A 25059-nucleotide genomic window follows, 5' to 3' on the forward strand; every position below is an offset into this window, starting at 1 on the left:
ATGGTGAAGTGATATTAAACATTAACCTCCTGAATAGGGAGGTAATAGTGCCAATTGAGCATCGGGGGGGATTGTTGCCTCATCGGGGGCTTTTTGGTTATTGACCACCACAAAGTACGTCATTGTACTGAGGGCAGGAAACGCTGTATGTAGCTGGGCTTTGAGCTCGGCTACTGTTTTTTTAGTGAAGTCGATGGTGTAGGTATTGGTACCTAAGATTTCGGTTAGTTTACCGAATACTTGAATTGTTATCATTGTTATTTGTTTGTAATATCGGGTTGTGCGCCTATAATGTCTCGGGTTTCTACATAATCCATATCGTAATGATAGAATTTCTTGAAGAACTCTTGGGTGATAGGCACTAAATCGGCTTTGAAATAATGCGGATAGGTAAGGCTTGCAAGCCATATACTACCCATCACACGACCGAGCCCAGGGGGACGATCGATCCAGCCAAAAGGACGCCAAGGCACTTGGTATACTTGATTTTCTTTTACGGCACGCAATTGTTGCCATATCTTCTCTTGGCGAATGGCTTTATAACTGTACAAATCATCAAAATTACCAGACCATACTAATATCATATCGGGATTCCAATTGTATATCTGCTCGATAGAAACATTAGTTTTCCCTTTGCCAGGGAGGAGTTCTACCTCGGCGATATTCTTCCCACCTGTATAATTAATAAGGTAGCTGTGCAATGAGGTAGGGGGCTCAGTTTGCAGTCCGTTCATACCCTCGGCATAGTAGATAGTTTTGCGTTCATTCGCGGGGATGGTAGCTACTATTTTAGGAATAGAATAACAATATTTTTCTATAAAAGCATTCAGCTCTTTAGCTTTTTCTTCTTTGTGCAAGAGCGTTCCTAAAAGGCTAATAGCCTCAGTATATTGCTGGAATTCACCACTGAAGAGTACTACAGGAATTTTAGTTTTCTGCTGGAGCGCATTGGCTTTTTCAGTTTCTTTGGCACGCTCAGTATCGTTTTGCAAGGAAACAGTAAAGAGAATTACATCGGGGTGTAGCTTTATAATTTCTTCGATAGGCGAACCCGTTACATAAGGTTTGCCTTCATAGAAGCCTTTTTTGAGGTACTTCTTTTCTGATTCGTTGTAGTTAAAGACTCTATTGACGGGTAACAAAGTATCGAGTGCATAGATGAGATGCACCGATGAACGGTCGATAAAAGCGTGGTTTATCTGCTTAGGCACAGAGACTTTGCGCCCTGCCATATCGGTAATAGTTACTTTTTCAGCTGTATTAGCTTGCTTTTTAGGAGTATTGTCGCAAGCTGAAAGGAGGAAAGCGATGAGTATAGGGAATAAATACTTCATTTAATGAATGATAATTTGTTTGAAAGGTGCAAATATAGAAAAAATCTTTTGAGGTGTCAAGTTAATGGCATATTAACAGAGATTGGAAAATAGGTTTTCTTTCAATCAATCTTTTTATTAGATTGTTAAAGATAGTCTCTTTGCTCTGTGAGCGATTGATTCTAAAACTATACTCAGCTAAATAGCGGTCTATATTAAACTCTGAAAACCAAGAATATATACCTCGTAATTTGCGACAGCAATATCCATCTTCCCACTTTAAAGAAGCTAGATATTCTTCGCAATCTAAGTCTGTTTTAAAGCGTTCAGTAAACTCTAAGAGGCTTTGTCCCTTAAATAATTCCATAATACATTAATTTTTCAGAGTGTAAATATATGAAATTATTTTGACACCTCAATTATTTTCTTGCAAAAATACAATATTTAGCAACAAAAGTCAAGGGATTGTGCGGTTAAAAGGAAGATAATTATTTGTTGCTAATTGTTAATGACTGGTGTGGGATAGGTAGGCTATCCCTTTTATGAGAGAAATACGCTAAAGGTATTGGTATGCGCCTTAAGAATCGTGTCTATTTTAGGAGAATACCCCCCTCCCATACTACACTGTATAGGTAGCCTATAACGTTGTATATATTCATATACAAGGGTATCCCTCTGCTTACGAACTAGTTGCTCACTCTGCTGAAAGCCTATGCGAATCGCCTCACGCTGAGGAAGAGTCAAGGAGAGAAACTGACGTACATAGGTAGGGCTATGTACCAATATAAGCTGCTCAAAAGAAGCTGGTTCTGGAGTGAAAAAATCAGTAGGTTCCGCAATCCCTTCCCATAACAAAGCCTCATATAAGAGGGCATACTTCTCCATTGGGAAGCGATGATTCTGGGGAACAGGATGTGTATAGATAGGGTCAAAAGCAATCATTGGCAAAAGGAAAATGAGTTAGTAAGAGATGCCCCACTAACTCATTAATACATTTTAAATATCTATGGATTACTCTCCAGCTTTAGGATCTGGTCCATATTGATTTTCTCTGCGTTCTCCTTCAGTACAACAAAGGATTAGGTTGTAGATAGGGATGAAAATATACCACCAATCTTTTCCTACATCGTGCATACGACGTACTGCTATAGCAAGGCTAGGAATTAAGCTTGCAAACGCATAAAGCATTGCAACAATAAGAAAGATAATTCCCCCATTTTCTCCTAGTGCAATAGCTACCCCCTGAAGACCATAGGAGATAAGAATGTTAAAAAGGAAGAACATCCAATACTCTTTTCTGCGGGCTCTCCCATTGAAATTAGCGAAGTTTTTGGTAAAAACCTCAATAAAGTACTTTTGAAACATACTACAAATAAATTTAATTATTAACTGTTAATTATTAAAGATTTTCTTATGGAAAACCCTTTTTTATTCAAGGGCTTCCTAATCAGGGAGCAAAATTAATAAAAATAAATGAATGAAACAAACTTTTTTATGATTTAATAACCAACACTACAATCCCAAACATAACTTTTGCTCATAGAAAGCAAAATTATCCTGATTTCACTTCTATATACATCTACAATAAAAACTTAAAAAACAAAGAAAATTAATCTTATTGAGGTATCTATTTAGCTACATACTAATTGACTTTGGGAAACGGGAGAACGTTCTACAATTCTTTTTATTAATTTGTTAAAGATAGTATCTTTGCTTTGTGAGCGATTGATTCTAAAACTATACTCAGCTAAATAGCGGTCTATATTAAACTCTGAAAACCAAGAATATATACCTCGTAATTTGCGACAGCAATATCCATCTTCCCACTTTAAAGAAGCTAGATATTCTTCGCAATCTAAGTCTGTTTTAAAGCGTTCAGTAAACTCTAAGAGGCTTTGTTCCTTAAATAATTCCATAATACATTAATTTTCAGAGTGCAAATATATGAAATTATTTTGCCACCTCAAAAAATCTTTTCATTTGATATATAATAGTGTTTAAGAGTTTGCTTAGGGAAAATGCTTTGATAGATGTCCTACCAAAGCATTTCTATTAAGAGTAAAAACAAAATTTAGAAGTTATAGGATACTCCTGTGATAAAATTACGACCTGCTTGTGACCAGCCATAAGCCCAGTAGTAATCTCTGTCTAAAAGGTTATTCACCCCAAAGTTGAAGTCTAATCCTTTGTAAAGTTTTACATTGAGTTTAGCATTTACCAATGTAAAATCTGGGGCTTCATCACCTTGGCTGTTGAGATAGCGTTTGCCGTAAGTTTCAGTATTTACGTGTAGTTGGGTTTTAATTTCAGGCACTGAAATAGTCGCAAAACCTACCAATTTGTATTTAGGAACATTGGTGAGTTTCAAATCGCTGTTTTTGGTTTTGTCTTTCATTTCAATAAAGCTATAGTTAGCCCCTAAAGTGAGGTATTTTATAGGTGCATATCCTACACCTGCTTCAAAACCTTGATAGAGAGCTTTACCCAGATTGGTGTTATAAATTATATTTCTGCCACTATTGTCTACCTCTACAGTTAGTTCGTAGATAACGTTGCTTACATCGTTGATAAAGCCTGAAAATTCGTATTGCAATTTGTTATCTAAGGCTTTACCTGTGTAGTTGAGGTCGTAAGCAATAGTGTATTCAGATTTTAAATCGGGATTAGGCACTTGACCGCCAAATTTGCTTGAATAGCGTTCTTTTTGAGAGGCAAAACGAGAGCGTTTAGAAGCTGAAAGGGTGATTTGGTGGTTTTCGAGAGGTTTAAATACGAGTCCGCCTTTGAAATCGAAAGCGTTGTCGCTACCTGTTGGAAAATCGTATAAAGTATTGCGCGCACCAGTAAGGTAGTGTGTACCATACTCTTGTGCTAAGATATTTTCGCGTTGGTTGTAAGATGCTCCTACTACTACATTAAGCCAATCGGTGAGGGTAACAACATCTTCTAACCCTACATAGAGGGTATTATCTTTATAAGATTGTTCTGGTTCTCCTGCTTTGAACATTTGCCTAGTGAGAGCATTGGCAGCTACTTCGGCATTGTGTTCTTTGTGGTGATCGTATTTTTCGTTGATAGTAAGCGTGATAGCGTTGCGATTAAGCGCTTTAGAACTAAAAGTGAGGATTCCACCTAATGAATAATCGTCGTAAATACTACGGAAAGAAGAATTACGATTCATAATAGTATAGGTATCATCGTCATACTGACGCATTTCGTTGTAATATTTGTCGTAATACCCAGTGAAGTTCATAAAAGTCTCGCGTGCTATTTTGGTTTTTGTTTTAGCGTATAGACTTGTTTTATTGTAGATAGGGTAATCACGCCAACTGCTATTACCTGCAGTATATACATTAGGAGAAATATTTTTATTAGCTTGTTGGTTTACAAAACCTAAAGCGTATTCATCGGTTTCATTTGGCGTATAGCCTATTTTGGCGTTTATCTTCTTGTCAAAAGCCTCAGAGCTACGGCGTTTGCCAGCTTCTTGGTATTGTGTCGGCTCGAAGTTCTTGGAGAGTACGAAGTTTTCACGTTTGTTGAAAGAACCTGATACCATAGCGTAGAATTTATCTTGGCGTGTACCTACATTCAAGCCAGTGAAATAAGAGTTTACGCCAGCACCATCGGCGAAACCAACACCTGAGGTACCGTTGATATCCAATTCTTTTTGAGGGGTACGCGATACGATATTCACAGCACCTCCCATAGCGTTAGCCCCATATTTTACGGACACTAATCCTTTTTCTACTGAAATACTTCCCAAGTCATAAGTAAGGAAGCGACTGAGGTCGAAATTACCGTCATAAGGAGCATAGATAGGAATCCCATCATAATACACAGGAGTACAACGGTTGTCGAACCCACGCACTAAGATAGAACCTTCATTACGACCGCCAAATTGAGTGATACTCACACCTGTAAGCAAGTTAAGTGCTTCTACCACATTGGTTTTGTTGTTGTTTTGAAGGTCGGTAGATTTTAGTTCTTGTATAGGAACTACAGATACTTTTTCAGTCGGTTTTCCTAAAATGGTAACCTCTTGAAGGTCGTAATATTTTTCAGGAAGAGAATCTTTTTCCTGAGCTTGAATAGCAGCTGCTGAAAGCAAAGTTAAAGCAAAAGCCCAATATTTGTTTTTCATTTCTTTATAGTTAGTTTGCTATTAAATATAAAAACGTTATGTGTTATAAAACATAACGAAAGCTAAAAAAATATAGTTGTCTTTTCGGGGGCAAAAGTAGTAATAGTTTTTCAACTAACCAAATAAAGTAGTTTTTTAAATTTGCTAATTTGCTAATTATACACTACCTTTGCCGCCAACTATTATACAATTATAATAAGATGGTTACAACAAATCAAGCCAAAGACCTCATTGAAGCTCATATAGAAACTACAAATATTATAGAAGTTCCTCTTATGGACGCCTTAGGGGGATACTTAGCTGAACACGTGTTTTCACCTATAAATATACCTTCTTTTTCTAATTCAGCAATGGATGGTTATGCCTTTAGGTATATTGATACACTCACTACCGATACTTTCAAGATTGTAGGAGAAGTAGCTGCAGGTAAAAATTCGTCTGTAAATATAGGCTTTGGAGAGGCTGTGCGTATCTTTACGGGGGCAAAAATTCCTGCAGGAGTAGATACTGTGGTAATGCAAGAGGTAGTAACTCGCGAAGGAGACCATATTCGCTTTGATAAAAACCACCTTAAAAAAGGTCAAAATATTCGTTTAGAAGGAGAACAAACCAAAACGGGAGACCTTGTATTACACGAACATACATACTTGAATGCCGCTACAATAGGTTTTTTGAGCAGTATGGGGATTGACCGCGTGAAAATATTTGCTAAACCTACTATTGGACTTCTCTACACGGGAGATGAATTAGTAGAGATCGGCGAACCTCTTAGCGAGGGTAAAATATATAATTCTAATACTTATTTTTTGCAAGCTGCTTTAGCTGAAATAGGCTTGCAGTTCCAATTTATCAAACATATTCCTGATAATCAATCTGATACTCAAAAAGCAATTGCCGAAGCCTTAGAACAAGTAGACATCTTGTTACTCACAGGAGGGATATCAGTAGGTGATTACGACTTTGTTTTATCTTCATTACAAAATATTGGGGTAGATGAACTTTTCTATAAAGTACAACAAAAACCTGGTAAACCGCTTTATTTTGGCAAATATGGCACTAAAAGTGTATTTGCACTTCCTGGTAATCCTGCTTCGGTATTCACGTGTTATCATTTATATGTAAAACCTTTTTTATTAGGATGTTACGGCAGAAATAACTTCCGTAAAGAAATGGATTATGCAACCATCACCCACGATTATCCGCGTGCAAAGGCTGAGCTCACTCAGTATCTTAAAGCCTATGTAGATAAAGCTAAAGTAATGGTGTTACACTCTCAAGAATCACATAAATTAGACACTCTTCCTCTAACGAATTGTATCATAGAGTTCCCAGCGGGAAAAGCTTCATTCACTCAAGACGAAAAAGTAAAAATATGGAGAATATAACTATCAATGGACATATTTGGTTTCAAACTGCTTCTGGCTTACGTATAGGCGAAGGCAGAGCTAAATTATTAGAAGAAATAGAAAATTCAGGTTCTATTTCCGAAGCGGCACGTAAACTCGAAATCCCTTATCGCCGCGCGTGGGGAATGATTAAGGATATGAACACTAATGCTAAAGAGAGTTTGGTAATCAAAGAAGTAGGAGGTAAAGACGGAGGTAGAAGTATACTTACAGAAGAAGGGAAAAGAATCGTCGCCTTATTCAAAAAAATTAATAAGTGCTTTAAAGAATTTTCTGAAGATGAAAGCAGTCGTATTAGCGGGGGGGAAAAGTAGCCGAATGGGGCAAGACAAAGCCCTAATTCTCTTTAATGAAAAACCTCTCTTATTACACATTGCTAACATCTTGCAAGAAGTGAATAGCAAAGTGTATATATCAGGTAAAAAAGGAGCTTACAACAGTTTCCCTTATCCTCAAATCGCCGATGTTTATCCCGAGAAAGGACCCTTAGGTGGTATCTACAGTGCTTTGGAGTATTGTAAGGATGATATATTGGTGTGCCCTTGTGATATGCCTTTTATAAATACTTATGTACTTCATTTTCTACTGCTTAATTATGATTTTACACGCATCAATGTACTTGAGTTCAACGGACAAATATTTCCTACTTTAGGAATTTACCCATATAATGTAGCCTCAGCTCTTAAGACGTTTATAGAGAATGATATACTGCAATTGCAGAAAGTACTAACTGCTCTCAACGCTCAAAAAATCGCCTATCCAGTACATCCTAATACAAAAAGATATTTTACAAACCTCAATACTCCCGAAGATTTAAAAATACAAACATTTTCTAATTAACTCATTGGCTAATTAACAAATTATACTTACTTTTGTACCTTTGATTGCTAACCTCTGTTTACTGATGAAAAAACAAATTACCAATACTGTGTTAATGGTGCGCCCTGTGCGCTTCCGTATGAATGAACAAACCGTTGTAAACAACTATTTCCAAGAGGAAATGGATTTGAAGAACGACGAAATCAACCGCCAAGCCCAACAAGAGTTTGATGTTCTTGTAGAAAAATTGCGTACCGTAGGGGTAAAAGTGATTGTTGTAGACGATATTTATGAACAAAATACTCCCGATTCGGTTTTTCCAAACAATTGGATTACCTTCCATCAGAATGGTGATATAGCTATCTACCCTATGTTTGCCGAAAATCGCCGCCGTGAACGCCGTGAGGATATTTTAGACAAAGTAGAAGCTGAAGGTTTTGATATCGAAAACGTATACGACTATACCGATGCCGAGAAAGAAAACATTTTCTTAGAAGGTACAGGTGCTATGGTGCTTGATAGGGTGAATCGCAAAGCCTATTGTGCGCTCTCTCCTCGCGCCGATGAAGAACTCTTTATTGAATTCTGTGAAGATTTTGAATATACTCCAGTGATTTTCAAAGCCTATCAGCAGGTAAATAATGAGCAATTACCTATTTACCATACCAATGTGATGATGGCATTAGGCGTAGATTTCGCAGTAGTATGCTTAGATACTATTACCGATAAAAGCGAACGCAAAAACCTCTTGCATCACCTCAAAGAAGATAAAAAAGAGGTGATTAACATTACCCCTAAGCAAATGGAGCAATACGCTGGTAATATGTTGCAAGTGCAAGGAAAAGATAGTACTTATTTAGTGATGAGTGATGCTGCCTATAACAGTCTAACTCCCGAACAACGAGAAACTATAGAAAAGCATACCGCTATTATTCACAGCAATTTAGAAACCATTGAAACCTGTGGAGGAGGCAGCGCCCGCTGTATGCTAGCCGAAATCTTTAACCCTCGAACTTTAAACACTAACAACTAATATGGACAAAAAAGAATATATTCAAAGTAAAATACGCGACATTAGGAACTTTCCTAAGGAAGGTATTATCTTTAAAGACATTACTCCTCTACTAATGGATGTAAAAGGGGTAAAATATGTAATCGACCTATTGGTAGAAAACCTGCACGGTCAGAAAATCGACAAAGTGGTCGGAATGGAAAGCCGTGGTTTTTTCTTCGGTATGCTTCTGGCACAACGTTTAGAAGCAGGGTTTATACCTGTCCGCAAAAAAGGTAAATTACCCTATAAAACGTTCTCTCAAACTTACGATTTAGAATATGGTCAAGATGTTCTCGAAATCCACGAAGATGCCATCTCTAAAGGTGAAAAAGTACTTATTCACGACGATATCCTCGCTACTGGTGGTACTGCCGAAGCCGTAGTAAAACTCGTAGAACGTCTCGGGGGAGATATTGTCCAGATCGATTTTTTGATGGAACTGCATTTCCTCAAAGGGCGTGATAAACTAAAAAATTACGAAGTGTATAGTATTTTGTAGAAATCAGAGAGCTAAAAATTACTTATTAGAAATATTAACTATTAAATATCAACTATTTAAATATTTCTAATTAAAAAATATACTAAAAAATTTCGCTACTTAAATAAAAAATCCTACATTTGCGCAAATAAAAACAAAACAAGTAATGAAAGTAAAGAATTACATTCTATATATCACTTTATTTGTAATCTCACTGATACCTCTACAAGGTTTTGCTACCCAAAATGAAGGGAGTGAGGAGTTTAATATCAACGAATTGATCGATGAACATATTGGTGATTCTCACGATTTCCACTTGTTTGATTACAATGGGCACGCTTATTCGTTGCCCTTACCTATAATCCTATGGACTGATAACGGATTGGTAACTTTCTTATCAAGTGCCTTTCATCACGACAACAAAGGAACTGTTGTAGTTGAAAAAAACGGACAGCGCTTTGTGCGTTACAAAGAAGATATCTACTACGTCAATGCTGATACACCTCTTACACTTAATGCTCAAGGTGATGTAACCAATGCTCGCCCTCTCAACTTTTCTATTACTAAGAATGTCGTTTCATTGATGTTAATATCAATACTATTATTGTTCACTTTCATTGCAGTAGCGCGTTCTTATAAAAAGAATCCTAAAGCTCCCAAAGGTTTGGCAGGTCTCTTAGAACCTATTGTAATCTTTGTGCGTGACGAAATAGCTATTCCTAATATAGGCGAAAAGTACTACAATAGATATATGCCTTATTTGCTTACAGTGTTTTTCCTAATTTGGGTAGGAAATCTCTTTGGACTTATACCTTTCTTCCCTTTTGCAGGCACTGTAACCAACAACATTCTCTTTACGGGTATGTTAGCTCTTTTCACTCTTATCCTTACCTTATTTAGTAGCAACAAACACTATTGGCAACATATTTTTGCTCCACCTGGGGTACCCTCGTGGATATTGCCTATTATGATACCTATCGAAATTTTGAGTGTATTTACCAAACCTTTCGCCTTGATGATACGTTTGTTTGCCAATATGACGGCAGGTCACATCATCGCCCTAAGTTTGATATCACTGATATTCATATTCAAATCAGTAGCAATAGCCCCTGTATCGGTTGCCTTTACAGTGTTTATGCAAATGTTAGAGTTATTAGTAGCTGTATTGCAAGCCTATGTATTTACATTGCTTTCCGCACTATTCATAGGGCAAGCTGTAGAAGAAACTCACTAATCTCTAAAACCTAACAAAAGTAACTAATTAATTTTTATAAATATGACTCCTATGTCTTTAGCAGGAATTGGGGCTGGATTAGCAGCCATCGGAGCCGGAATCGGTATTGGTAAAATCGGTGCTTCTGCCGTAGAAGGTGTAGCACGCCAACCCGAAGTCGCTTCTAAAATCCAAACTATGATGTTGATTGCAGCAGCTCTTATCGAAGGGGCAGCCCTATTCGGTATTGTTGTAGCTTTCCTCAAATAGTACTAAAAAAAACCGTTGTGTAACGGTTGGTTGCACAACGGTTCTTTATTAACACCTGACACCTAACACCTAATAATTAAATACAATGAATTTATCACATCCTGAAAGTTTATTATTCTGGAATACCATTATCTTTCTCATCTTGCTTTTCCTCTTAGCAAAATTTGCTTGGAAACCTATAATGGCAGCTGTAAAACAGCGTGAAAACTCTATCAATCAGGCTTTAGAAGCTGCCGAAGAAGCGCAAAAACAAATGGCAAACCTCAAAGCTGATAACGAGCGTCTTTTAGCCGAAGCACGCGCTGAAAGAGATGTTATCTTAAAAGAAGCAAGAGATATCAAAGATAAAATTGTAAGTGAAGCTAAAGAAGAAGCTCATCGTGAAGGTGTAAAACTCATTCAGCAAGCACAACAAGCTATTGAAAGTGAGAAGAAAGTGGCTTTAGCACAACTAAAAGACCAAGTTGCAGCACTTTCTATCGAAATGGCGCAAAAAGTGATGATGAGCGAACTCTCCGACGAGAAAAAACAAACTGCCCTCATCAACGATTATTTAAAAAGTGTTACCCTAAACTAAATAGGTTATGTACGGATTCAGAGTAGCAAACAGATATGCCAAGGCACTCTTGGAATACGCCTTACAACAAAATGCTTTGGAGGCTGTATTCGCTGATATGACCTTGATAGACAAAACAATAAAATCTCATAAGAATTTGGAACGTATGCTCATTTCACCTATTGTGAAAACAACGGTAAAAAAGAATGTACTCTCCAAAATCTTTACAATGGTTACCCCCGAAACTCAGCGATTATTTGAGTTGCTTATCCATAATGGACGTTTGCCAATACTTGGGGTAGTAGCCGAAAAATTTGTTGTGCAGTACAACATCTATAAAAATCAGAAAACAGCTGTAGTAACTACAGCTACCCCTCTTGACGAGTCTACTCGTAAAGAGATGCTTCAAAAAGTGATGATACTCACAAAAAACAACAATGTTACCCTTGAAAATAAGGTTGATAAGAATATCATAGGAGGTTTTATCCTCCGTGTAGGCGATGTGCAATACAACGCCAGTGTAGCACACAAACTCAACCGATTGAAACAAGAGTTTCAAGAAAAATTATTTTTGTAAATAATAGAGGAACGTTTCCAAGTTTGAGATTTTCAACAAAAACGATAAAAAACTAACGACTAAGAAATAAAACCTGAAAAAATGGCAGAAATAAAAGCCGCTGAAATTTCAGCAATTTTAAAAGAACAACTAGCGCACTTCGATGCCAATGCTTCTCTCGAAGAAGTTGGTACCGTACTACAAGTGGGCGATGGTATTGCGCGTATCTTCGGACTATCGAATGCGCAATATGGTGAATTAGTGAAATTTGACAACGGTCTACAAGGGATTGTCCTCAACCTCGAAGAAGACAACGTGGGGATTACCCTCCTAGGACCGTCAACCGATATTAAAGAAGGTGATACAGTAAAACGTACGGGGCTCATCGCCTCTATCAATGTAGGCGAAGGCATCGTAGGTCGTGTGGTAAACACCTTAGGGCAACCTATTGATGGTAAAGGTCCTATTACTGGCAAACTATACGAAATGCCCTTGGAACGCAAAGCCCCTGGGGTTATTTTCCGTCAGCCAGTAAACGAACCTCTACAAACAGGTATCAAGGCAATCGATGCTATGATTCCTATCGGTCGTGGGCAACGTGAGTTGGTAATCGGCGACCGTCAAACAGGTAAAACTACAGTGTGTATCGATACGATCTTAAACCAAAAAGAGTTCTACGATGCAGGCAATCCTGTGTATTGTATCTATGTAGCCATTGGTCAAAAAGCCTCAACTGTAGCAGGTATTACTAAAACCTTAGAAGATGCTGGTGCTTTAGCTTATACTACTATTGTAGCGGCTAACGCCTCCGATCCTGCCCCTATGCAGGTATATGCTCCTTTTGCAGGGGCTGCTATTGGCGAATACTTCCGCGATACAGGTCGCCCAGCTCTTATCATCTATGACGACCTTTCTAAACAAGCGGTAGCCTACCGTGAGGTATCACTCTTATTGCGCCGCCCACCTGGACGTGAGGCTTACCCTGGTGACGTATTCTACTTGCACTCTCGTCTGTTAGAGCGCGCTGCCAAAGTAATTGGTGATGATACTATTGCACGCCAGATGAATGACTTACCCGAAAGTATCGCTCCACTCGTAAAAGGTGGGGGATCACTCACTGCCTTACCTATTATTGAAACACAAGCGGGTGACGTATCAGCTTATATCCCTACTAACGTAATTTCTATTACCGACGGACAGATATTCTTGGAATCTGACTTATTCAACTCTGGGGTACGCCCTGCTATCAACGTAGGTATTTCAGTATCTCGTGTGGGCGGTTCAGCTCAGATTAAATCAATGAAAAAGGTAGCAGGTACGCTCAAATTAGACCAAGCGCAATACCGTGAACTTGAAGCTTTTGCCAAATTTGGATCTGACCTCGATGCAGCTACTATGGGGGTTATCGAAAAAGGAAAACGCAATGTGGAAATCTTAAAACAACCACAAAACGACCCTTACCCTGTAGAAAGTCAAATTGCAATTATCTATGCAGGATCTAAGAACTTGTTGCGTCAAGTTCCTGTAAATAAAGTAAAAGAGTTCGAAAAAGAATATTTAGAGTTCCTGAATGTATCTCATCGTGATATTTTAGACCAGCTCAAAGCAGGAAAACTTACTGATGAGATTACAGCTACTCTCGAAAAAGTAGCTAAAGATTTGAGCGAAAAATACGCAAAATAATTGAATGAAAACCTTAAAAGAGCTCATTAATACCGAAGAGCCTGGCTGGGACTTAGTGCAAGAATGGTTGCAACAGGCTACCAATCCTTATGAAATACTCCCTCGCAATATCAAACGTGCTGAGGAAGAATTGGTAAGAGCACAGATAACTACCCGTTCTCCTATGGGCGCAATCATCTACGAAACAGGTGGTATTCTCATTGATGGTGGTTGGATACGGATCTTAGGTTCTGGTTGCGAAAGATTGCAAAGAGGTATAATGGAATGGAACAAAGGTAAATCATTCGATAATTATGGCGAACAACCTCGTTTCCTCCTCATTGCAGACGATGTGCTTGGCGGGTATTTCGCTATTAATGGAGGTGGTCTCAGTGAAGAAAGTTTAGGAAAAATATTCTATTTAGCCCCTGACACATTACAGTGGGAAGATTTGAATTGCAGTTATTCTGATTTTCTCAACTGGGTTTTTGCTGGCGACCTCAAAATGTTCTATGAAGGTTCTTATTGGAATAGTTGTAAAGAAGAAGTGGCTCAAGCTAATGCCGATGAAGTTTTTTCGTTCTTTCCTCCACTTTGGACAAAAGAAGGTAAAAACCTTGGAAACAGCAGCCGAAAGTTAGTTCCTATAGAAGAGAGCTATGCGCTCACACTTGAATTTCAAGCACAATTAAATAACAAATAGTTAATGATTAGTGGTAAATGTGGTATATAGGGCTTACCTCTTACCTCTTACCTCTTACCTAATAAAATGGCAAATTTAAAAGAAATACGTAGCAGAATTTCATCAGTAAGTTCAACGATGCAAATCACAGCAGCGATGAAAATGGTATCAGCAGCCAAATTGAAAAAGGCACAAGATGCTATTCTAGCGATGAAACCTTATGCTTATAAACTCAAGCAGTTGTTAGAACACCTTAGCGCTGCTTTGGGTGATGAGAACGTTTATAACCCACGCAAAGGAGAGGTAAAAAAAGTACTTTTAGTGCCCATCACTTCCAACAGAGGACTCTGTGGGGCATTCAATGCTAGTGTGATAAAAAAGGTGTTAGAGTTAGAGCAAACCACCTACAAAGGTAAACAAGTACAACTCTATACCATAGGCAAAAAAGGCAATGATGTATTGAAAAAATACGACAATATTATAGCTCATAATAGCGAAATTTTTGATAAGCTCACCTTTGCGACAGCAGCAACTTTAGCCGAAGAACTGATGGAATTATACACTTCGGGTAAATATGACCAAATAGTATTGGTGTACAACAGCTTTAAGAATGCAGCTACTCAAATCCTTACAGAAGAAACTTTCTTGCCTATTCAACCTATAGCTACTAAATCAAAAGCTAAAGAACTAAACACAGATTATATTTATGAGCCTTCTAAGCAAGAAATTGTAGAAGAACTCATCCCACGTTCGCTAAAAACAGAAATTTTTAAAGCATTACGCGACTCAGTAGCTGCTGAGCACGGTGCTCGTATGACAGCTATGCACAAGGCTACCGACAACGCTCAAGATCTTAAGAATGAACTTATTCTCACCTACAACAAAGCCCGTCAGGCTACTATTACTAGTGAGATTATAGAAATCGTAGGAGGTTCAGAGGCCTTAGCATAATGTAATACATTGGGATACATAATAGAGAGATTTAATTTTATATGGAAAACAAAAAATTTAACAACAACTACAAGAAGAATAGCTATTCCTCTAATGGGAATTCAGAGAAAAAGCCTTACAATTCTTCTTACAACAGCGGTAACAATCGCAACAACAGCAATAGTTCATTCAAAAAGAAAACTTACGGACAGAACGAAGGACGCAGTTACAACAACAGCGGAAACCGCTATGACAACAGCAACCGCTATGATAACAATAGCGGTAATCGTTATGAAAATAATGGTGGCAATCGTTATGAAAATAACGGTGGCAATCGTTACAACAATAGTAACAATGGTTATAACTCAGAAAACAGAAAATCATATAATCCTAATTTCAAAAAGAATGAGGGATATAGTAAACCTAACAACTATAACCGTAACGAAGGCTACAATCGTAACGAAAGTTATAACCGCAATGAAGGTTATAAGCAAAACGATAATTATAAAAAACCTTTCAACAAGAAACCTTATAACAATACCTACAAGCCTCAAAACAACGCTCCTATAGACTATCCTACTATTACTCCAGCTGAAGTACGTTTGAACAAATATATTGCTGATGCTGGTATATGCTCTCGCCGTAATGCCGATATGTATATTTCATCAGGTAATGTAACTGTGAATGGTGAAGTGATGACTACGCTTGGTTATCGTGTAAAACCTACCGATGAAGTGCGTTTCGATGGTAAACTCCTTTCTTCTGAAAAGAAAGAATACATCTTGCTCAATAAGCCCAAAGGCTTCATCACCACTACCAACGATGAAAAAGGACGCAAAACTGTGATGGATTTGGTGGCAAATGCTACCAATGCACGTATCTTGCCTGTAGGTCGTTTAGACAGAGCTACTACAGGTTTGTTATTGCTCACCAATGATGGTGAACTTACCAAAAAACTCACCCACCCCACTCACGGTGTGCGCAAAATATACCATGTAATCCTCGACCGCAAACTCGACTACAAGGACTTTATGAAAGTACAAGACGGATTAGAGTTAGAAGATGGCCTTATTGAAGTAGATGAAATCAGCTATGTGAACGACAAACCTAAGAATGAAATAGGTATTAAAATTCACAGTGGTCGTAATCGCATTGTACGTCGTATTTTTGAACACTTGGGCTACCAAGTAGAAAAACTCGACCGTGTTGTATTTGCTGGGCTCACTAAAAAAGATTTACCTCGTGGTCATTGGCGTCGTCTCACTCAACAAGAAGTAATCAATCTTCGCAATATGAAGTGATGCGATTCCCTAAATCCTAAAAGCTTGAATAAAAACTTAGACCCAAATAAAGAAAATTATTCGGCGCAAGAACTCGATATAGAAAGAGCCTTGCGCCCTTTGTCGTTTGATGATTTTGCAGGGCAAGAAGCAGTTTTAGAAAACTTAAAAGTATTCGTAAAAGCTGCTAATATGCGCCACGAAGCCCTTGATCACACTCTATTTCACGGGCCTCCAGGACTTGGAAAGACTACGCTCGCTCATATTTTGGCTAACGAATTAGGCGTAGGCATCAAAATTACTTCAGGTCCTGTACTTGATAAACCTGGCGATCTAGCAGGGTTACTCACCAATTTGCATGAACGCGATGTACTTTTCATTGACGAGATACACCGCTTGAGTCCAGTAGTAGAAGAGTACCTTTACTCAGCTATGGAAGACTACAAGATTGACATAATGATAGAATCAGGCCCTAATGCTCGCACTGTGCAAATCAACCTCAATCCATTTACGCTTATAGGTGCGACCACTCGCTCAGGGCTACTTACAGCTCCTATGCGCGCACGTTTTGGTATTCAAAGTCGATTGCAGTATTATTCTACCGAACTTTTGGCAGATATCGTTCAGCGTAGTGCTTCTATTCTTAAAGTACCGATTTCTATGGAAGCTGCTATAGAATTAGCTAGCAGAAGTAGAGGTACCCCACGTATTGCCAATGCCCTTTTACGCCGTATTCGCGACTTTGCACAAATAAAAGGCAACGGTGAAATAGACATTGCTATTACCCGCTTCGGACTAAAAGCCTTAAATGTAGATGCACACGGATTAGACGAGATGGATAACAAAATCCTCTCAACCCTTATTGATAAGTTCAAAGGAGGCCCCGTGGGGATTACTACTTTAGCAACTGCCGTATCCGAAAGTGCTGAAACTATTGAAGAGGTGTATGAACCCTTCCTCATTCAAGAAGGTTTTATTGTACGCACCCCTCGCGGGCGTGAAGTAACTGATTTAGCTTATAAACATTTAGGAAAAGTACATCCTGCAAAACAGGGAACGCTTTTTGAATAAACGAAATAATCATATACAATTAACAAAAAATTCCTTAAAGTAACATTACGCTTTAAGGATTTTTTTTATAGCTTTTAATGGCTTTCCCTTTTGATTTACTTAGAATTTCGAAACTTTTTGCCTTAAGATAAAAGTTTTTTTAAGACTTATTATTGTTTTTTTAATATTTTGTATTAACTTTGCGCGATGAATAGACGTTTATACATAGTAGCTTTAGTCCTCACAAGTTTATCTCTTGTTGGAATTATCTTTATTCAAGGATATTGGATTAAGATAGCAATTGATGATAAAGAAGAGGCTTTCACTTACTCTATTCAGCAGGTTCTCAACAATGTAGTAAAGAAAATTGAGCAAGATGAAGTAGATAAATATGTAGCTCAAATCATTTTTTTAAGAGAAAATGACAGCACTCTCAAACTTAGAGATCCTCTTTTGCACGACTTTATTTTTATACAAAACAACAAAGATAATAGAGAAACTTTTGCTTACAATCACGGGGTTTTAGATGAAGATTATGAACTACCCATAACATCTACTTATTTATCTAATAATGATTTAGGAGGTATTTTAAACACCGAAGAATTAGACGCCAATTCATATTTAGTAAAAGCTTATGAAAAACTAAGTGAATTGCCTGAAATAGAGCGCTTGATGATTGAAGAATCGTTTAAGAGTATTATTCGCCAACAATCTATAAGCGAGCGAGTATCGCTCCCTCAGATTCAAAAACTCATTGAAAAAAAATTAGATAAAAGTGACCTCAAATTACATTTTGAGTTTGCTATATACAATAAAAACGTACTTTCAAAAGTACATTCTAAGTACTTTGAACCTAATGAAACTAAAGAATACAGAACCCCTCTTTTTGGAGCTAATAGCAACGACGATTCTTTTTATGAATTAGCTGTTATATTTCCACAACGAGAGCGTTTTGTATTGTCATCAATTATAGAGATAGCAAGTCTTTCCACTGTTTTTATGCTCATCATTATAGCAGTGTTTATCATTACTTTAAACCAACTGATTACCCAACGCCGTATTTCCGAAATAAAAACAGATTTTATCAACAATATGACTCACGAGTTCAAAACCCCTATCGCTACAATGAACTTAGTACTCGATACACTCAAAAGTCCTATTACCCTAAATAACCCCGATAAAATAATGCATTATGTGAAAATACTCAAACAAGAAAACAAACGAATGCTCTCTCAAGTAGAAAACATTTTGCAAATATCACGCCTTGAAAAAGGAAACCTACAATTAGAAAGAGACCCCTTAGACGTGCACGACCTTATCACAAATGCCATCAGTCACGTACAAGTGATGCTCAACGAACGTAGCGGAGTAATACACACTCACTTTTTAGCAAGTAACAGCGATATATCTGCCAACGACTCACATCTCACCAACATGTTTGTAAATGTAATAGAAAACGCTATCAAATATTCACCAGAAGCCCCTATAATAGAAATTTATACAGAAAATATTAAAAACAGAATCCTTATCCGAATTAAAGATAACGGACAAGGCATGAGTAAACAAGCTGCCAAACATATCTTTGATAAATTCTATAGAGAACACACTGGCGATTTACATAATGTAAAAGGACATGGCTTAGGTCTTGCTTATGTCAAAAGCATTATAGATTACCATCAAGGAACTATTTATGTAGAAAGTGAAAAAGGCAAAGGATCTACTTTCTTCATTAAGCTACCCATCATATAAATACTATACAAATCAACTTAAAATAACTAAAAAACAAATAAAAAAATTAATATGAACGGAAACTATTACCCTGCCAAACCGTCCTCCGAGGATAAACGTATCCTCTTAGTTGAAGACGACCCGAACTTCGGTACTGTACTCAAAGACTACTTAGTAATGAGTGGTTTTGACGTTACCTTAGCCAAAAATGGTATGGAAGGCTTTGAATTATTCAAAAAAGAAATCTTTGATATGTGCATCCTCGATGTAATGATGCCTTATAAAGATGGCTTTACTCTTGCAAGAGAAATCCGTGAGAAAAACGAAAAAATCCCTATCATTTTCCTTACTGCTCGCACCATGCGCGAAGATGTAATCAAAGGATATAAATCTGGTGGAGACGACTACCTCAACAAACCTTTTGATTCAGAAATTCTCTTAATGAAAATACGCTCGATGTTACAACGTAAAAACATCGAAACAATGGTAGACAACAATAAGTTTGAGTTTGAAATAGGTAATTTCTTCCTCAATACTAAATTGCGTATCCTTAAATATAAAGACGAAGATCCTATCAAACTCTCCCCTAAAGAGAATGAACTCCTACGACTCCTCGCTCTACATACTGATGACTTTATGTCACGAGAACTCGCCCTATCTAAAATATGGAAAGACGATAACTATTTCACCTCTCGCAGTATGGACGTATATATCGCTAAACTGAGAAAATTACTCAAAAAAGATGAAAAAGTAGAGATTCTAAACATCCACGGAGAAGGTTTTAGATTGGTTGCCAACAAAGATACTGACGGCTTTATTTAGGAACTTTTTTATTTTTTTTTTGGTAGTTCACTGAAAATTCTTAACTTTGCGCCTCAAAAGATAGGCAATCAATTACTGAACTTGTAGAAAATGAGAAAGTTAAAAGATTACACTATTTCTTTTGCAGGCTTAAAACAAGGAAAACATCAGTTCATTTATAACATTGATAAGAAGTTTTTAGAGCTTTTTAATTTTGATGAAATAAACGATACTCAACAAACCGTCACTGTAGATTTAGAAAAAAAGAGCAACCTTATGGAATTGTTCTTTCACAATAAAGGAACAGTGAATGTGAATTGTGATGTTTCTAATGAACCTTTTGATTTACCCATAAACGGTGAATTGTTCTTGGTAGTAAAATTCGGTGAAGAATACAACGATGACGACGAAGAGTTACTAATACTCCCTCACGGCGAACATCAATTAGAGATAGCTCAATATCTTTATGAACTCATTGTACTATCAATCCCAGCAAAACGCGTACATCCTGATGTAATCAATGGTTCGATGCACTCCGAGGTGTTAGACAAACTCGAAGCATTAGCCCCAAAAGAAAACCATATAGCTCCACAAGCTATAGACCCAAGATGGGAAAGTTTAAAAAAATTAATAACTGATAAATAAATATTAAGCAATGGCACATCCTAAGCGAAGACAATCAAAAACAAGAAGAGATAAGAGAAGAACTCACGATGTAGCAGTACTTCCACAAATTGCAAAAGACCCTACAACGGGCGAAAACCACTTGTACCACCGTGCACACTGGCATGAAGGTAAACTTTACTATCGTGGACAAGTACTTATTGACAATACTGAAAACGCTGAGTAATCAGTAGCTTTCATACAAAAATGAAGTTTAAATAAGAAAGAGGCTGTAAGAATTAATTCTTACAGCCTCTTTCTTATGCTTTTTCCTCAGTTGGAGTTTCTTCTAAAAATCCTTTGCTGAGTAGGAGATTATACCATTGTATTACTTTTTTAATATCACTAGCATATACGCGGTCACGATCGTAGTTAGGAAGTACTTTAGAAAAATAAGACTCTAAAGTAGCTCCATCAGATTTTGCTGAGATACTCGCTTCTTTGCCTTCTTCTAAAGTTTTCATACTTTCAAATACTTCACTTAAAGGCACTTCTTTTTCCATAGTGTAGATAGCTATTTCTGATAACAAACTCACATTGTTGCGAATCCCTACCGAAATGCGTTTATCATCAGCTAAAGAAGTTGCTAAAAATCCTGTACGCGTTTGCGTTTCTAAATGATACAAACCTGGTTTCCCCGATATGGCAAGTATTTTCGTTAAATTCATTTTTATATTTTTAATATTGATTATTTACTTAGCATTTGAAAATTTCATTCTGTAATCTACCTTCACCTTCCCTTTCATAATATTGTTCAGCTTGCTTTTGATAAGCTGTTTTTTGAAAGCCGAAAGTTTATCAGTAAACAATATGCCTTCTATATGGTCGTACTCGTGCTGAACAATACGCGCTGCCAAACCATCAAGAGTGAGTGTTTGAGGTTTAAAATCCTCATCAAGGTATTCAATAGTGATTTGCTTGTGACGGCTCACATCTTCACGCACCCCTGGAATACTGAGGCACCCCTCATTGAAATTCCATTTATCACCTGTTTCTTCGGTGATTTTAGCATTGATAAAGGTTTTTCGAAAACTCTTTAAAAACTCTTGTTCTTCAGCTGTTAAGTCGTCATCTTCGGCAAATGGCGAGGCATCTACTACAAACAAACGTATAGCAAGCCCTATTTGGGGAGCAGCCAAGCCTACACCATAAGCGTGATGCATAGTGTCGTACATATTGGCGATAAGCGCTTTAAGCTCAGGATAATCGGGAGTTATATCCTCCCCTACTTTCCTAAGCACAGGGTCGCCATATCCTATAATAGGTAAAACCATTGTGATATTTTTTATATTTTGCGGCGGCAAAGATAAGAATAATTTGCTAATTAGCCAATTTGCCAATTATTAAATTATTTTGCACTTTAAAAAATAAATCACTACCTTTGCCTTGTTGATAACCTATAAAAAATTTATTATGAAAGTAACTTATTTAGGTCACGCTTGCGTGAATATAGACATTGATGGGACTTACTTTCTTGTAGATCCTTTCATTAGCCCTAACCCTTTGGCTTCACACATTGATATAAACTCTATCAAAGCAGATTACATCCTCATCACTCACGCCCACGGTGACCATATTGCCGATGTAGAAGCTATTGCTAAACGCACAGGTGCTCAGCTAATTACCAATCCCGAAATTCTCGCTCATTACGAAAATTTAGGACTCAGTGGTCACGCTATGAACCTTGGAGGCTCTCACCGATTCGTAGATGGCAAAGTAAAAATCAAGATGATTAAAGCTGAACACTCTTCATCTTTCCCCGATGGCTCTTATGGGGGTAATCCTGCAGGTTTCTTGATTGATTGTAATGATGATACTATCTACATTTCAGGAGATACCGCCTTGCATTACGATATGAAAATTATCCCTCACCAATACAAAGTGAATTTAGCTATTTTCCCTATCGGCAACAACTATACTATGGGAGTGCGCGATGCCCTTACAGCTGCTCGTTTTGTAGAGGTAAACAACGTGCTGGGTGTACATTACGATACCTTTCCTGTAATCAAAATTGATAAAGAAGCTGCTAAACGCAAATTCAAAGACGACCATCGCCGCCTTCACCTTTTAGAAATAGGAGTTACTTTAGATTTAAAGGATTTAAATATTAGTACCTTGTAAGTATTAGGTATTAGACAATAGGCTTTAAACTTTGTTGAAGTTTAGAAACTTCAACAAAGTTTTTTTTGTACATTATACAAATTGGCTAATTAACAAATTGGCTAATTGACAAATTATTCTTACTTTTGCACCGTTTTATATGCAAAACTTTTATTAACAAAGAATGAAAAAACTTATCACTTATCACTTAACTATTCTCTTATCTCTTATCACTTATCTTTTCCCTCTTACCTCAAAAGGTCAAGAATTCAAACCCATAGTTCCTCTCAATACGAAACCTCTACTCGCAGGCACTTTTGCCGAATTGCGCCCTAATCACTTCCACGGCGGGATTGACTTAAAAACTGAAAGTCGCGAAGGATTGCAAGTATTAGCTGCCGATAAAGGCTACATTTCTCGTATCAAAGTGAGTCCGTATGGCTATGGTAAAATGCTATATATCACGCATCCTAGTGGCTATGTAACTACTTATGGACACTTGCAAAAATACGCTCCCGAAATAGAGGCTTTTGTAAAACAAAAACAATACGCACAACAAACTTACGACATCGATATTATCCTCAATGAAAAACAATTTCCCGTAGCGCAAGGCCAATGGGTAGCCCTCAGCGGTAACACGGGGGGTAGCCAAGGTCCTCACTTGCACTTTGAGGTGCGCGACACTAGTGATAACGGCTGGAACCCTATGCTCTTCGGTTTCAAAGACCTCATTGAAGATACTACTCCTCCCGAAATTATAAACCTCTATGGTTATTCACTCGGCAAAGATGCTCAAATAGAAAACACTCAACTCCCCCGACAAATTAACAAAACTTTACAAGCCGACCGCACTTATCTCGCCGATAATATCAGTGCTATTGGAACTATTGGATTTGGTATTCAAGGCTTCGACCGACAAAATGAGACAATGCACCGAAATGGCATCTACAAAGTAACCCTTCTGCTCAATGGAGAGGTGCAGTTCCAAACTGTTTTAGACAAGGTAAATTTCAACGACACTCGCTACCTCAACGCCTTAATAGATTATGAAATGTATACTCAAAAAAGAGGTATGGTACAACGTCTTTACAAACTGCCTAACAACCGTTTGGACGTCTACCCTACCCCTCCTACCAAAAGCAATTTTGGCTATCTTACTATAGAAGAAGGCAAACAATACACTGTTACTATTATAGCCGAAGATTTCAAAGGGAATGCCACTACTATCAATATTCCTATAGAAGGCAAACGCGAAATACTAAAAACTCCACGCCCTGAACCTAAGGGCAACAAACAGGTGGTAGCCACTCGCGATAACTACTATGAATTAGATCACGGTAGTGTTTATTTACCTGAAAATACTCTTTATGAGGATGTGCAAATGCTCATCACCAGCAAAAAAGATTCTATTACCGTAGGTGATTACCGCATTCCTGCTCAGAAATACTTTACTGTAACTATTAAAGACGATAGTTATACCCCCGAAGAAGCCAGCAAAATGTTCCTTTCGCGTGGCGGTAGTTATGAGCCTACAATTTATAAAGATGGTGTATTTACAGCCCGTGTGCGCAACTTTGGTACTTTCACCTTGCGCAAAGATGTAACTGCCCCTACTCTCAAAGCGGTGAATTTCAAAAATGGTGGTATCGTAAAAGCCGATACTCTCAAAATTTTAGTAAGCGATAATTTCAGTGGTTTTTCCTCTTGTTCAGCGACCCTCAATGGTGAGTGGATACTTTTTGAATACGAACCCAAAAACAAATGCCTTACTTTCCATTTTAGTGATATTGATACTACTAAAACTGATAAATACGAGCTCATCGTAAATGCCAAAGACAGAGTAGGCAACGTAGGAACTCTAAAAGCTAACTTTACCAAACTAACGACTAATAATTAATAACTATATGAAACATATCATTTTTACAGAAAAAGCGCCAGCGCCAATAGGCCCTTACACACAAGCGGTAAAAGCTGGCAACACGCTCTACGTATCAGGACAAATTCCTGTAAATCCTGCAACAGGTGAAGTAGTAAAAGGCATAGAAGCTGCTACCGAGCAAGTAATGGAAAACCTCAAAGCCATTCTCACCGAGGCAGGAGCTACTTTTGAGAATGTAGTAAAAACCACTATTTTCTTAGCCGATATGGGGCAATTTGCACAAGTAAATGGCGTATATGCACGTTATTTCAACGAGGCAACAGCACCCGCACGCGAAACTGTGCAAGTAGCACAATTGCCTAAAGCCGTAGAAGTAGAAATTTCTTGTATTGCTGTATTGTAGTAATACCGTGTAGAGAAAAAAATCCCCGCAAGACTTATACTAAATCTTGCGGGGATTAGTTTTGTATTTATT

At 37.7% G+C, this 25059-nt stretch carries 29 protein-coding genes and 1 pseudogene; 21 read left to right on the forward strand and 9 right to left on the reverse strand.

The window, feature by feature from the left end; translation table 11 throughout:
• Nucleotides 1-21: 21 nt before the first annotated feature.
• The 7 genes and pseudogenes from Q0162_RS04575 to Q0162_RS04605 form a co-directional block, all read right to left on the reverse strand.
• Nucleotides 22-255 carry a MoaD/ThiS family protein gene (locus tag Q0162_RS04575; RefSeq protein WP_297889807.1) on the reverse strand — a complete coding sequence of 78 codons (234 nt, stop codon included), beginning with the start codon at nucleotides 253-255 and terminating at the stop codon, nucleotides 22-24.
• A gap of 2 nt (nucleotides 256-257) precedes the next feature.
• Nucleotides 258-1334, reverse strand: coding sequence for an ABC transporter substrate-binding protein (locus tag Q0162_RS04580; RefSeq protein ID WP_297889810.1), 1077 nt, complete (start codon nucleotides 1332-1334; stop codon nucleotides 258-260).
• Nucleotides 1335-1563: 229 nt separating this feature from the next.
• Nucleotides 1564-1680: pseudogene (locus tag Q0162_RS04585) on the reverse strand (IS1595 family transposase); the annotation flags it as partial.
• Between the two features lie 173 nt (nucleotides 1681-1853).
• On the reverse strand, nucleotides 1854-2255 hold the full coding sequence (locus Q0162_RS04590; protein ID WP_297889813.1) for a hypothetical protein: 402 nt from the start codon (nucleotides 2253-2255) through the stop codon (nucleotides 1854-1856).
• A gap of 69 nt (nucleotides 2256-2324) precedes the next feature.
• Nucleotides 2325-2678: a DUF805 domain-containing protein gene (locus Q0162_RS04595; RefSeq protein ID WP_297889819.1), complete on the reverse strand. Its 354-nt coding sequence runs from the start codon at nucleotides 2676-2678 to the stop codon at nucleotides 2325-2327.
• A 266-nt stretch (nucleotides 2679-2944) separates the two neighbouring features.
• Nucleotides 2945-3229 carry a hypothetical protein gene (locus Q0162_RS04600; RefSeq protein ID WP_297889821.1) on the reverse strand — a complete coding sequence of 95 codons (285 nt, stop codon included), beginning with the start codon at nucleotides 3227-3229 and terminating at the stop codon, nucleotides 2945-2947.
• 155 nt (nucleotides 3230-3384) lie between these two features.
• Nucleotides 3385-5457: a TonB-dependent receptor gene (locus tag Q0162_RS04605; RefSeq protein WP_297889823.1), complete on the reverse strand. Its 2073-nt coding sequence runs from the start codon at nucleotides 5455-5457 to the stop codon at nucleotides 3385-3387.
• Between the two features lie 200 nt (nucleotides 5458-5657).
• Between Q0162_RS04605 and glp the strand changes: the two genes are divergently transcribed.
• The 18 genes from glp to rpmF all read left to right on the forward strand — a co-directional run bounded on the left by glp (nucleotide 5658) and on the right by rpmF (nucleotide 20792).
• On the forward strand, nucleotides 5658-6842 hold the full coding sequence (gene glp, locus Q0162_RS04610; protein WP_297889825.1) for a gephyrin-like molybdotransferase Glp: 1185 nt from the start codon (nucleotides 5658-5660) through the stop codon (nucleotides 6840-6842).
• Entirely contained in the window at nucleotides 6830-7177 is a 348-nt protein-coding gene (locus Q0162_RS04615; protein ID WP_002680990.1) for a winged helix-turn-helix domain-containing protein, read from the forward strand. The genes glp and Q0162_RS04615 overlap by 13 nt, the downstream gene beginning before the upstream one ends.
• On the forward strand, nucleotides 7143-7703 hold the full coding sequence (locus Q0162_RS04620; protein ID WP_297889829.1) for a molybdenum cofactor guanylyltransferase: 561 nt from the start codon (nucleotides 7143-7145) through the stop codon (nucleotides 7701-7703). The genes Q0162_RS04615 and Q0162_RS04620 overlap by 35 nt, the downstream gene beginning before the upstream one ends.
• A 64-nt stretch (nucleotides 7704-7767) precedes the next feature.
• Nucleotides 7768-8715: a citrulline utilization hydrolase CtlX gene (gene ctlX, locus Q0162_RS04625; RefSeq protein WP_297889831.1), complete on the forward strand. Its 948-nt coding sequence runs from the start codon at nucleotides 7768-7770 to the stop codon at nucleotides 8713-8715.
• Nucleotide 8716: 1 nt separating this feature from the next.
• Entirely contained in the window at nucleotides 8717-9235 is a 519-nt protein-coding gene (locus Q0162_RS04630) for an adenine phosphoribosyltransferase (RefSeq protein ID WP_297889833.1), read from the forward strand.
• Nucleotides 9236-9380: 145 nt separating this feature from the next.
• Nucleotides 9381-10448 carry a F0F1 ATP synthase subunit A gene (gene atpB, locus Q0162_RS04635; protein ID WP_297889835.1) on the forward strand — a complete coding sequence of 356 codons (1068 nt, stop codon included), beginning with the start codon at nucleotides 9381-9383 and terminating at the stop codon, nucleotides 10446-10448.
• Between the two features lie 51 nt (nucleotides 10449-10499).
• Nucleotides 10500-10697, forward strand: a complete 198-nt coding sequence (atpE, locus tag Q0162_RS04640; RefSeq protein WP_002681043.1) for an ATP synthase F0 subunit C — start codon at nucleotides 10500-10502, stop codon at nucleotides 10695-10697.
• Between the two features lie 85 nt (nucleotides 10698-10782).
• Nucleotides 10783-11274: a F0F1 ATP synthase subunit B gene (locus Q0162_RS04645; protein ID WP_278637600.1), complete on the forward strand. Its 492-nt coding sequence runs from the start codon at nucleotides 10783-10785 to the stop codon at nucleotides 11272-11274.
• Between the two features lie 7 nt (nucleotides 11275-11281).
• Nucleotides 11282-11830 (forward strand): ATP synthase F1 subunit delta, encoded by a 549-nt coding sequence (atpH, locus tag Q0162_RS04650; RefSeq protein WP_297889838.1) that lies wholly within the window; start codon nucleotides 11282-11284, stop codon nucleotides 11828-11830.
• A gap of 81 nt (nucleotides 11831-11911) precedes the next feature.
• The gene (atpA, locus tag Q0162_RS04655) at nucleotides 11912-13492 is read left to right on the forward strand and encodes a F0F1 ATP synthase subunit alpha (RefSeq protein ID WP_095897937.1); all 1581 of its coding nucleotides are present in this window, start codon (nucleotides 11912-11914) and stop codon (nucleotides 13490-13492) included.
• A 4-nt stretch (nucleotides 13493-13496) separates the two neighbouring features.
• The gene (locus tag Q0162_RS04660) at nucleotides 13497-14174 is read left to right on the forward strand and encodes a DUF2625 domain-containing protein (RefSeq protein WP_297889841.1); all 678 of its coding nucleotides are present in this window, start codon (nucleotides 13497-13499) and stop codon (nucleotides 14172-14174) included.
• A gap of 66 nt (nucleotides 14175-14240) precedes the next feature.
• Nucleotides 14241-15104 (forward strand): ATP synthase F1 subunit gamma, encoded by an 864-nt coding sequence (atpG, locus tag Q0162_RS04665; RefSeq protein WP_297889843.1) that lies wholly within the window; start codon nucleotides 14241-14243, stop codon nucleotides 15102-15104.
• Nucleotides 15105-15145: 41 nt separating this feature from the next.
• Entirely contained in the window at nucleotides 15146-16384 is a 1239-nt protein-coding gene (locus Q0162_RS04670) for a pseudouridine synthase (protein WP_297889844.1), read from the forward strand.
• 24 nt (nucleotides 16385-16408) lie between these two features.
• Complete coding sequence (ruvB, locus tag Q0162_RS04675; protein WP_297889846.1) at nucleotides 16409-17434, forward strand: Holliday junction branch migration DNA helicase RuvB; 1026 nt, start codon at nucleotides 16409-16411, stop codon at nucleotides 17432-17434.
• A gap of 186 nt (nucleotides 17435-17620) precedes the next feature.
• A complete protein-coding gene (locus tag Q0162_RS04680; RefSeq protein ID WP_297889848.1) occupies nucleotides 17621-19162 on the forward strand; it encodes a HAMP domain-containing sensor histidine kinase in 1542 nt (513 codons plus the stop codon).
• A 51-nt stretch (nucleotides 19163-19213) separates the two neighbouring features.
• Nucleotides 19214-19963: a response regulator transcription factor gene (locus tag Q0162_RS04685; protein WP_297889850.1), complete on the forward strand. Its 750-nt coding sequence runs from the start codon at nucleotides 19214-19216 to the stop codon at nucleotides 19961-19963.
• Nucleotides 19964-20053: 90 nt separating this feature from the next.
• A complete protein-coding gene (locus Q0162_RS04690) occupies nucleotides 20054-20587 on the forward strand; it encodes a DUF177 domain-containing protein (protein WP_297889851.1) in 534 nt (177 codons plus the stop codon).
• A 10-nt stretch (nucleotides 20588-20597) separates the two neighbouring features.
• Nucleotides 20598-20792 (forward strand): 50S ribosomal protein L32, encoded by a 195-nt coding sequence (gene rpmF, locus Q0162_RS04695; RefSeq protein ID WP_002681079.1) that lies wholly within the window; start codon nucleotides 20598-20600, stop codon nucleotides 20790-20792.
• Nucleotides 20793-20865: 73 nt separating this feature from the next.
• On the opposite strand, the gene Q0162_RS04700 is transcribed toward rpmF, so the two are convergent.
• Both Q0162_RS04700 and def read right to left on the reverse strand, forming a co-directional pair.
• A complete protein-coding gene (locus Q0162_RS04700) occupies nucleotides 20866-21273 on the reverse strand; it encodes a DUF5606 domain-containing protein (RefSeq protein WP_297889853.1) in 408 nt (135 codons plus the stop codon).
• A gap of 24 nt (nucleotides 21274-21297) precedes the next feature.
• The gene (gene def / locus Q0162_RS04705) at nucleotides 21298-21879 is read right to left on the reverse strand and encodes a peptide deformylase (protein WP_297889856.1); all 582 of its coding nucleotides are present in this window, start codon (nucleotides 21877-21879) and stop codon (nucleotides 21298-21300) included.
• Between the two features lie 139 nt (nucleotides 21880-22018).
• Between def and Q0162_RS04710 the strand changes: the two genes are divergently transcribed.
• From Q0162_RS04710 to Q0162_RS04720, 3 genes are all read left to right on the forward strand, one after another.
• Nucleotides 22019-22726 carry a metal-dependent hydrolase gene (locus Q0162_RS04710; protein WP_297889858.1) on the forward strand — a complete coding sequence of 236 codons (708 nt, stop codon included), beginning with the start codon at nucleotides 22019-22021 and terminating at the stop codon, nucleotides 22724-22726.
• A gap of 163 nt (nucleotides 22727-22889) precedes the next feature.
• Nucleotides 22890-24602: a M23 family metallopeptidase gene (locus Q0162_RS04715; protein WP_297889860.1), complete on the forward strand. Its 1713-nt coding sequence runs from the start codon at nucleotides 22890-22892 to the stop codon at nucleotides 24600-24602.
• A gap of 7 nt (nucleotides 24603-24609) precedes the next feature.
• The gene (locus Q0162_RS04720; RefSeq protein ID WP_009413305.1) at nucleotides 24610-24987 is read left to right on the forward strand and encodes a RidA family protein; all 378 of its coding nucleotides are present in this window, start codon (nucleotides 24610-24612) and stop codon (nucleotides 24985-24987) included.
• Nucleotides 24988-25059: the final 72 nt, after the last annotated feature.

This window comes from uncultured Capnocytophaga sp. (genome assembly GCF_937936315.1).
Taxonomy (GTDB): domain Bacteria; phylum Bacteroidota; class Bacteroidia; order Flavobacteriales; family Flavobacteriaceae; genus Capnocytophaga.

Bases quoted from the DNA above. Each gene is read 5' to 3' on its own strand.
- Q0162_RS04615 (WP_002680990.1), top strand. From the start codon at position 6,830: ATGGAGAATATAACTATCAATGGACATATTTGGTTTCAAACTGCTTCT.
- Q0162_RS04715 (WP_297889860.1), top strand. From the start codon at position 22,890: ATGAAAAAACTTATCACTTATCACTTAACTATTCTCTTATCTCTTATC.
- ctlX (WP_297889831.1), top strand. From the start codon at position 7,768: ATGAAAAAACAAATTACCAATACTGTGTTAATGGTGCGCCCTGTGCGC.
- def (WP_297889856.1), bottom strand. From the start codon at position 21,879: ATGGTTTTACCTATTATAGGATATGGCGACCCTGTGCTTAGGAAAGTA.
- Q0162_RS04595 (WP_297889819.1), bottom strand. From the start codon at position 2,678: ATGTTTCAAAAGTACTTTATTGAGGTTTTTACCAAAAACTTCGCTAAT.
- Q0162_RS04710 (WP_297889858.1), top strand. From the start codon at position 22,019: ATGAAAGTAACTTATTTAGGTCACGCTTGCGTGAATATAGACATTGAT.
- Q0162_RS04630 (WP_297889833.1), top strand. From the start codon at position 8,717: ATGGACAAAAAAGAATATATTCAAAGTAAAATACGCGACATTAGGAAC.
- atpB (WP_297889835.1), top strand. From the start codon at position 9,381: ATGAAAGTAAAGAATTACATTCTATATATCACTTTATTTGTAATCTCA.
- Q0162_RS04685 (WP_297889850.1), top strand. From the start codon at position 19,214: ATGAACGGAAACTATTACCCTGCCAAACCGTCCTCCGAGGATAAACGT.
- Q0162_RS04690 (WP_297889851.1), top strand. From the start codon at position 20,054: ATGAGAAAGTTAAAAGATTACACTATTTCTTTTGCAGGCTTAAAACAA.
- Q0162_RS04720 (WP_009413305.1), top strand. From the start codon at position 24,610: ATGAAACATATCATTTTTACAGAAAAAGCGCCAGCGCCAATAGGCCCT.
- Q0162_RS04580 (WP_297889810.1), bottom strand. From the start codon at position 1,334: ATGAAGTATTTATTCCCTATACTCATCGCTTTCCTCCTTTCAGCTTGC.
- Q0162_RS04680 (WP_297889848.1), top strand. From the start codon at position 17,621: ATGAATAGACGTTTATACATAGTAGCTTTAGTCCTCACAAGTTTATCT.
- atpA (WP_095897937.1), top strand. From the start codon at position 11,912: ATGGCAGAAATAAAAGCCGCTGAAATTTCAGCAATTTTAAAAGAACAA.
- glp (WP_297889825.1), top strand. From the start codon at position 5,658: ATGGTTACAACAAATCAAGCCAAAGACCTCATTGAAGCTCATATAGAA.
- atpH (WP_297889838.1), top strand. From the start codon at position 11,282: ATGTACGGATTCAGAGTAGCAAACAGATATGCCAAGGCACTCTTGGAA.
- Q0162_RS04605 (WP_297889823.1), bottom strand. From the start codon at position 5,457: ATGAAAAACAAATATTGGGCTTTTGCTTTAACTTTGCTTTCAGCAGCT.
- Q0162_RS04590 (WP_297889813.1), bottom strand. From the start codon at position 2,255: ATGATTGCTTTTGACCCTATCTATACACATCCTGTTCCCCAGAATCAT.
- Q0162_RS04670 (WP_297889844.1), top strand. From the start codon at position 15,146: ATGGAAAACAAAAAATTTAACAACAACTACAAGAAGAATAGCTATTCC.
- Q0162_RS04620 (WP_297889829.1), top strand. From the start codon at position 7,143: ATGAAAGCAGTCGTATTAGCGGGGGGGAAAAGTAGCCGAATGGGGCAA.
- Q0162_RS04600 (WP_297889821.1), bottom strand. From the start codon at position 3,229: ATGGAATTATTTAAGGAACAAAGCCTCTTAGAGTTTACTGAACGCTTT.
- atpE (WP_002681043.1), top strand. From the start codon at position 10,500: ATGTCTTTAGCAGGAATTGGGGCTGGATTAGCAGCCATCGGAGCCGGA.
- Q0162_RS04645 (WP_278637600.1), top strand. From the start codon at position 10,783: ATGAATTTATCACATCCTGAAAGTTTATTATTCTGGAATACCATTATC.
- Q0162_RS04660 (WP_297889841.1), top strand. From the start codon at position 13,497: ATGAAAACCTTAAAAGAGCTCATTAATACCGAAGAGCCTGGCTGGGAC.
- rpmF (WP_002681079.1), top strand. From the start codon at position 20,598: ATGGCACATCCTAAGCGAAGACAATCAAAAACAAGAAGAGATAAGAGA.
- Q0162_RS04575 (WP_297889807.1), bottom strand. From the start codon at position 255: ATGATAACAATTCAAGTATTCGGTAAACTAACCGAAATCTTAGGTACC.
- atpG (WP_297889843.1), top strand. From the start codon at position 14,241: ATGGCAAATTTAAAAGAAATACGTAGCAGAATTTCATCAGTAAGTTCA.
- Q0162_RS04700 (WP_297889853.1), bottom strand. From the start codon at position 21,273: ATGAATTTAACGAAAATACTTGCCATATCGGGGAAACCAGGTTTGTAT.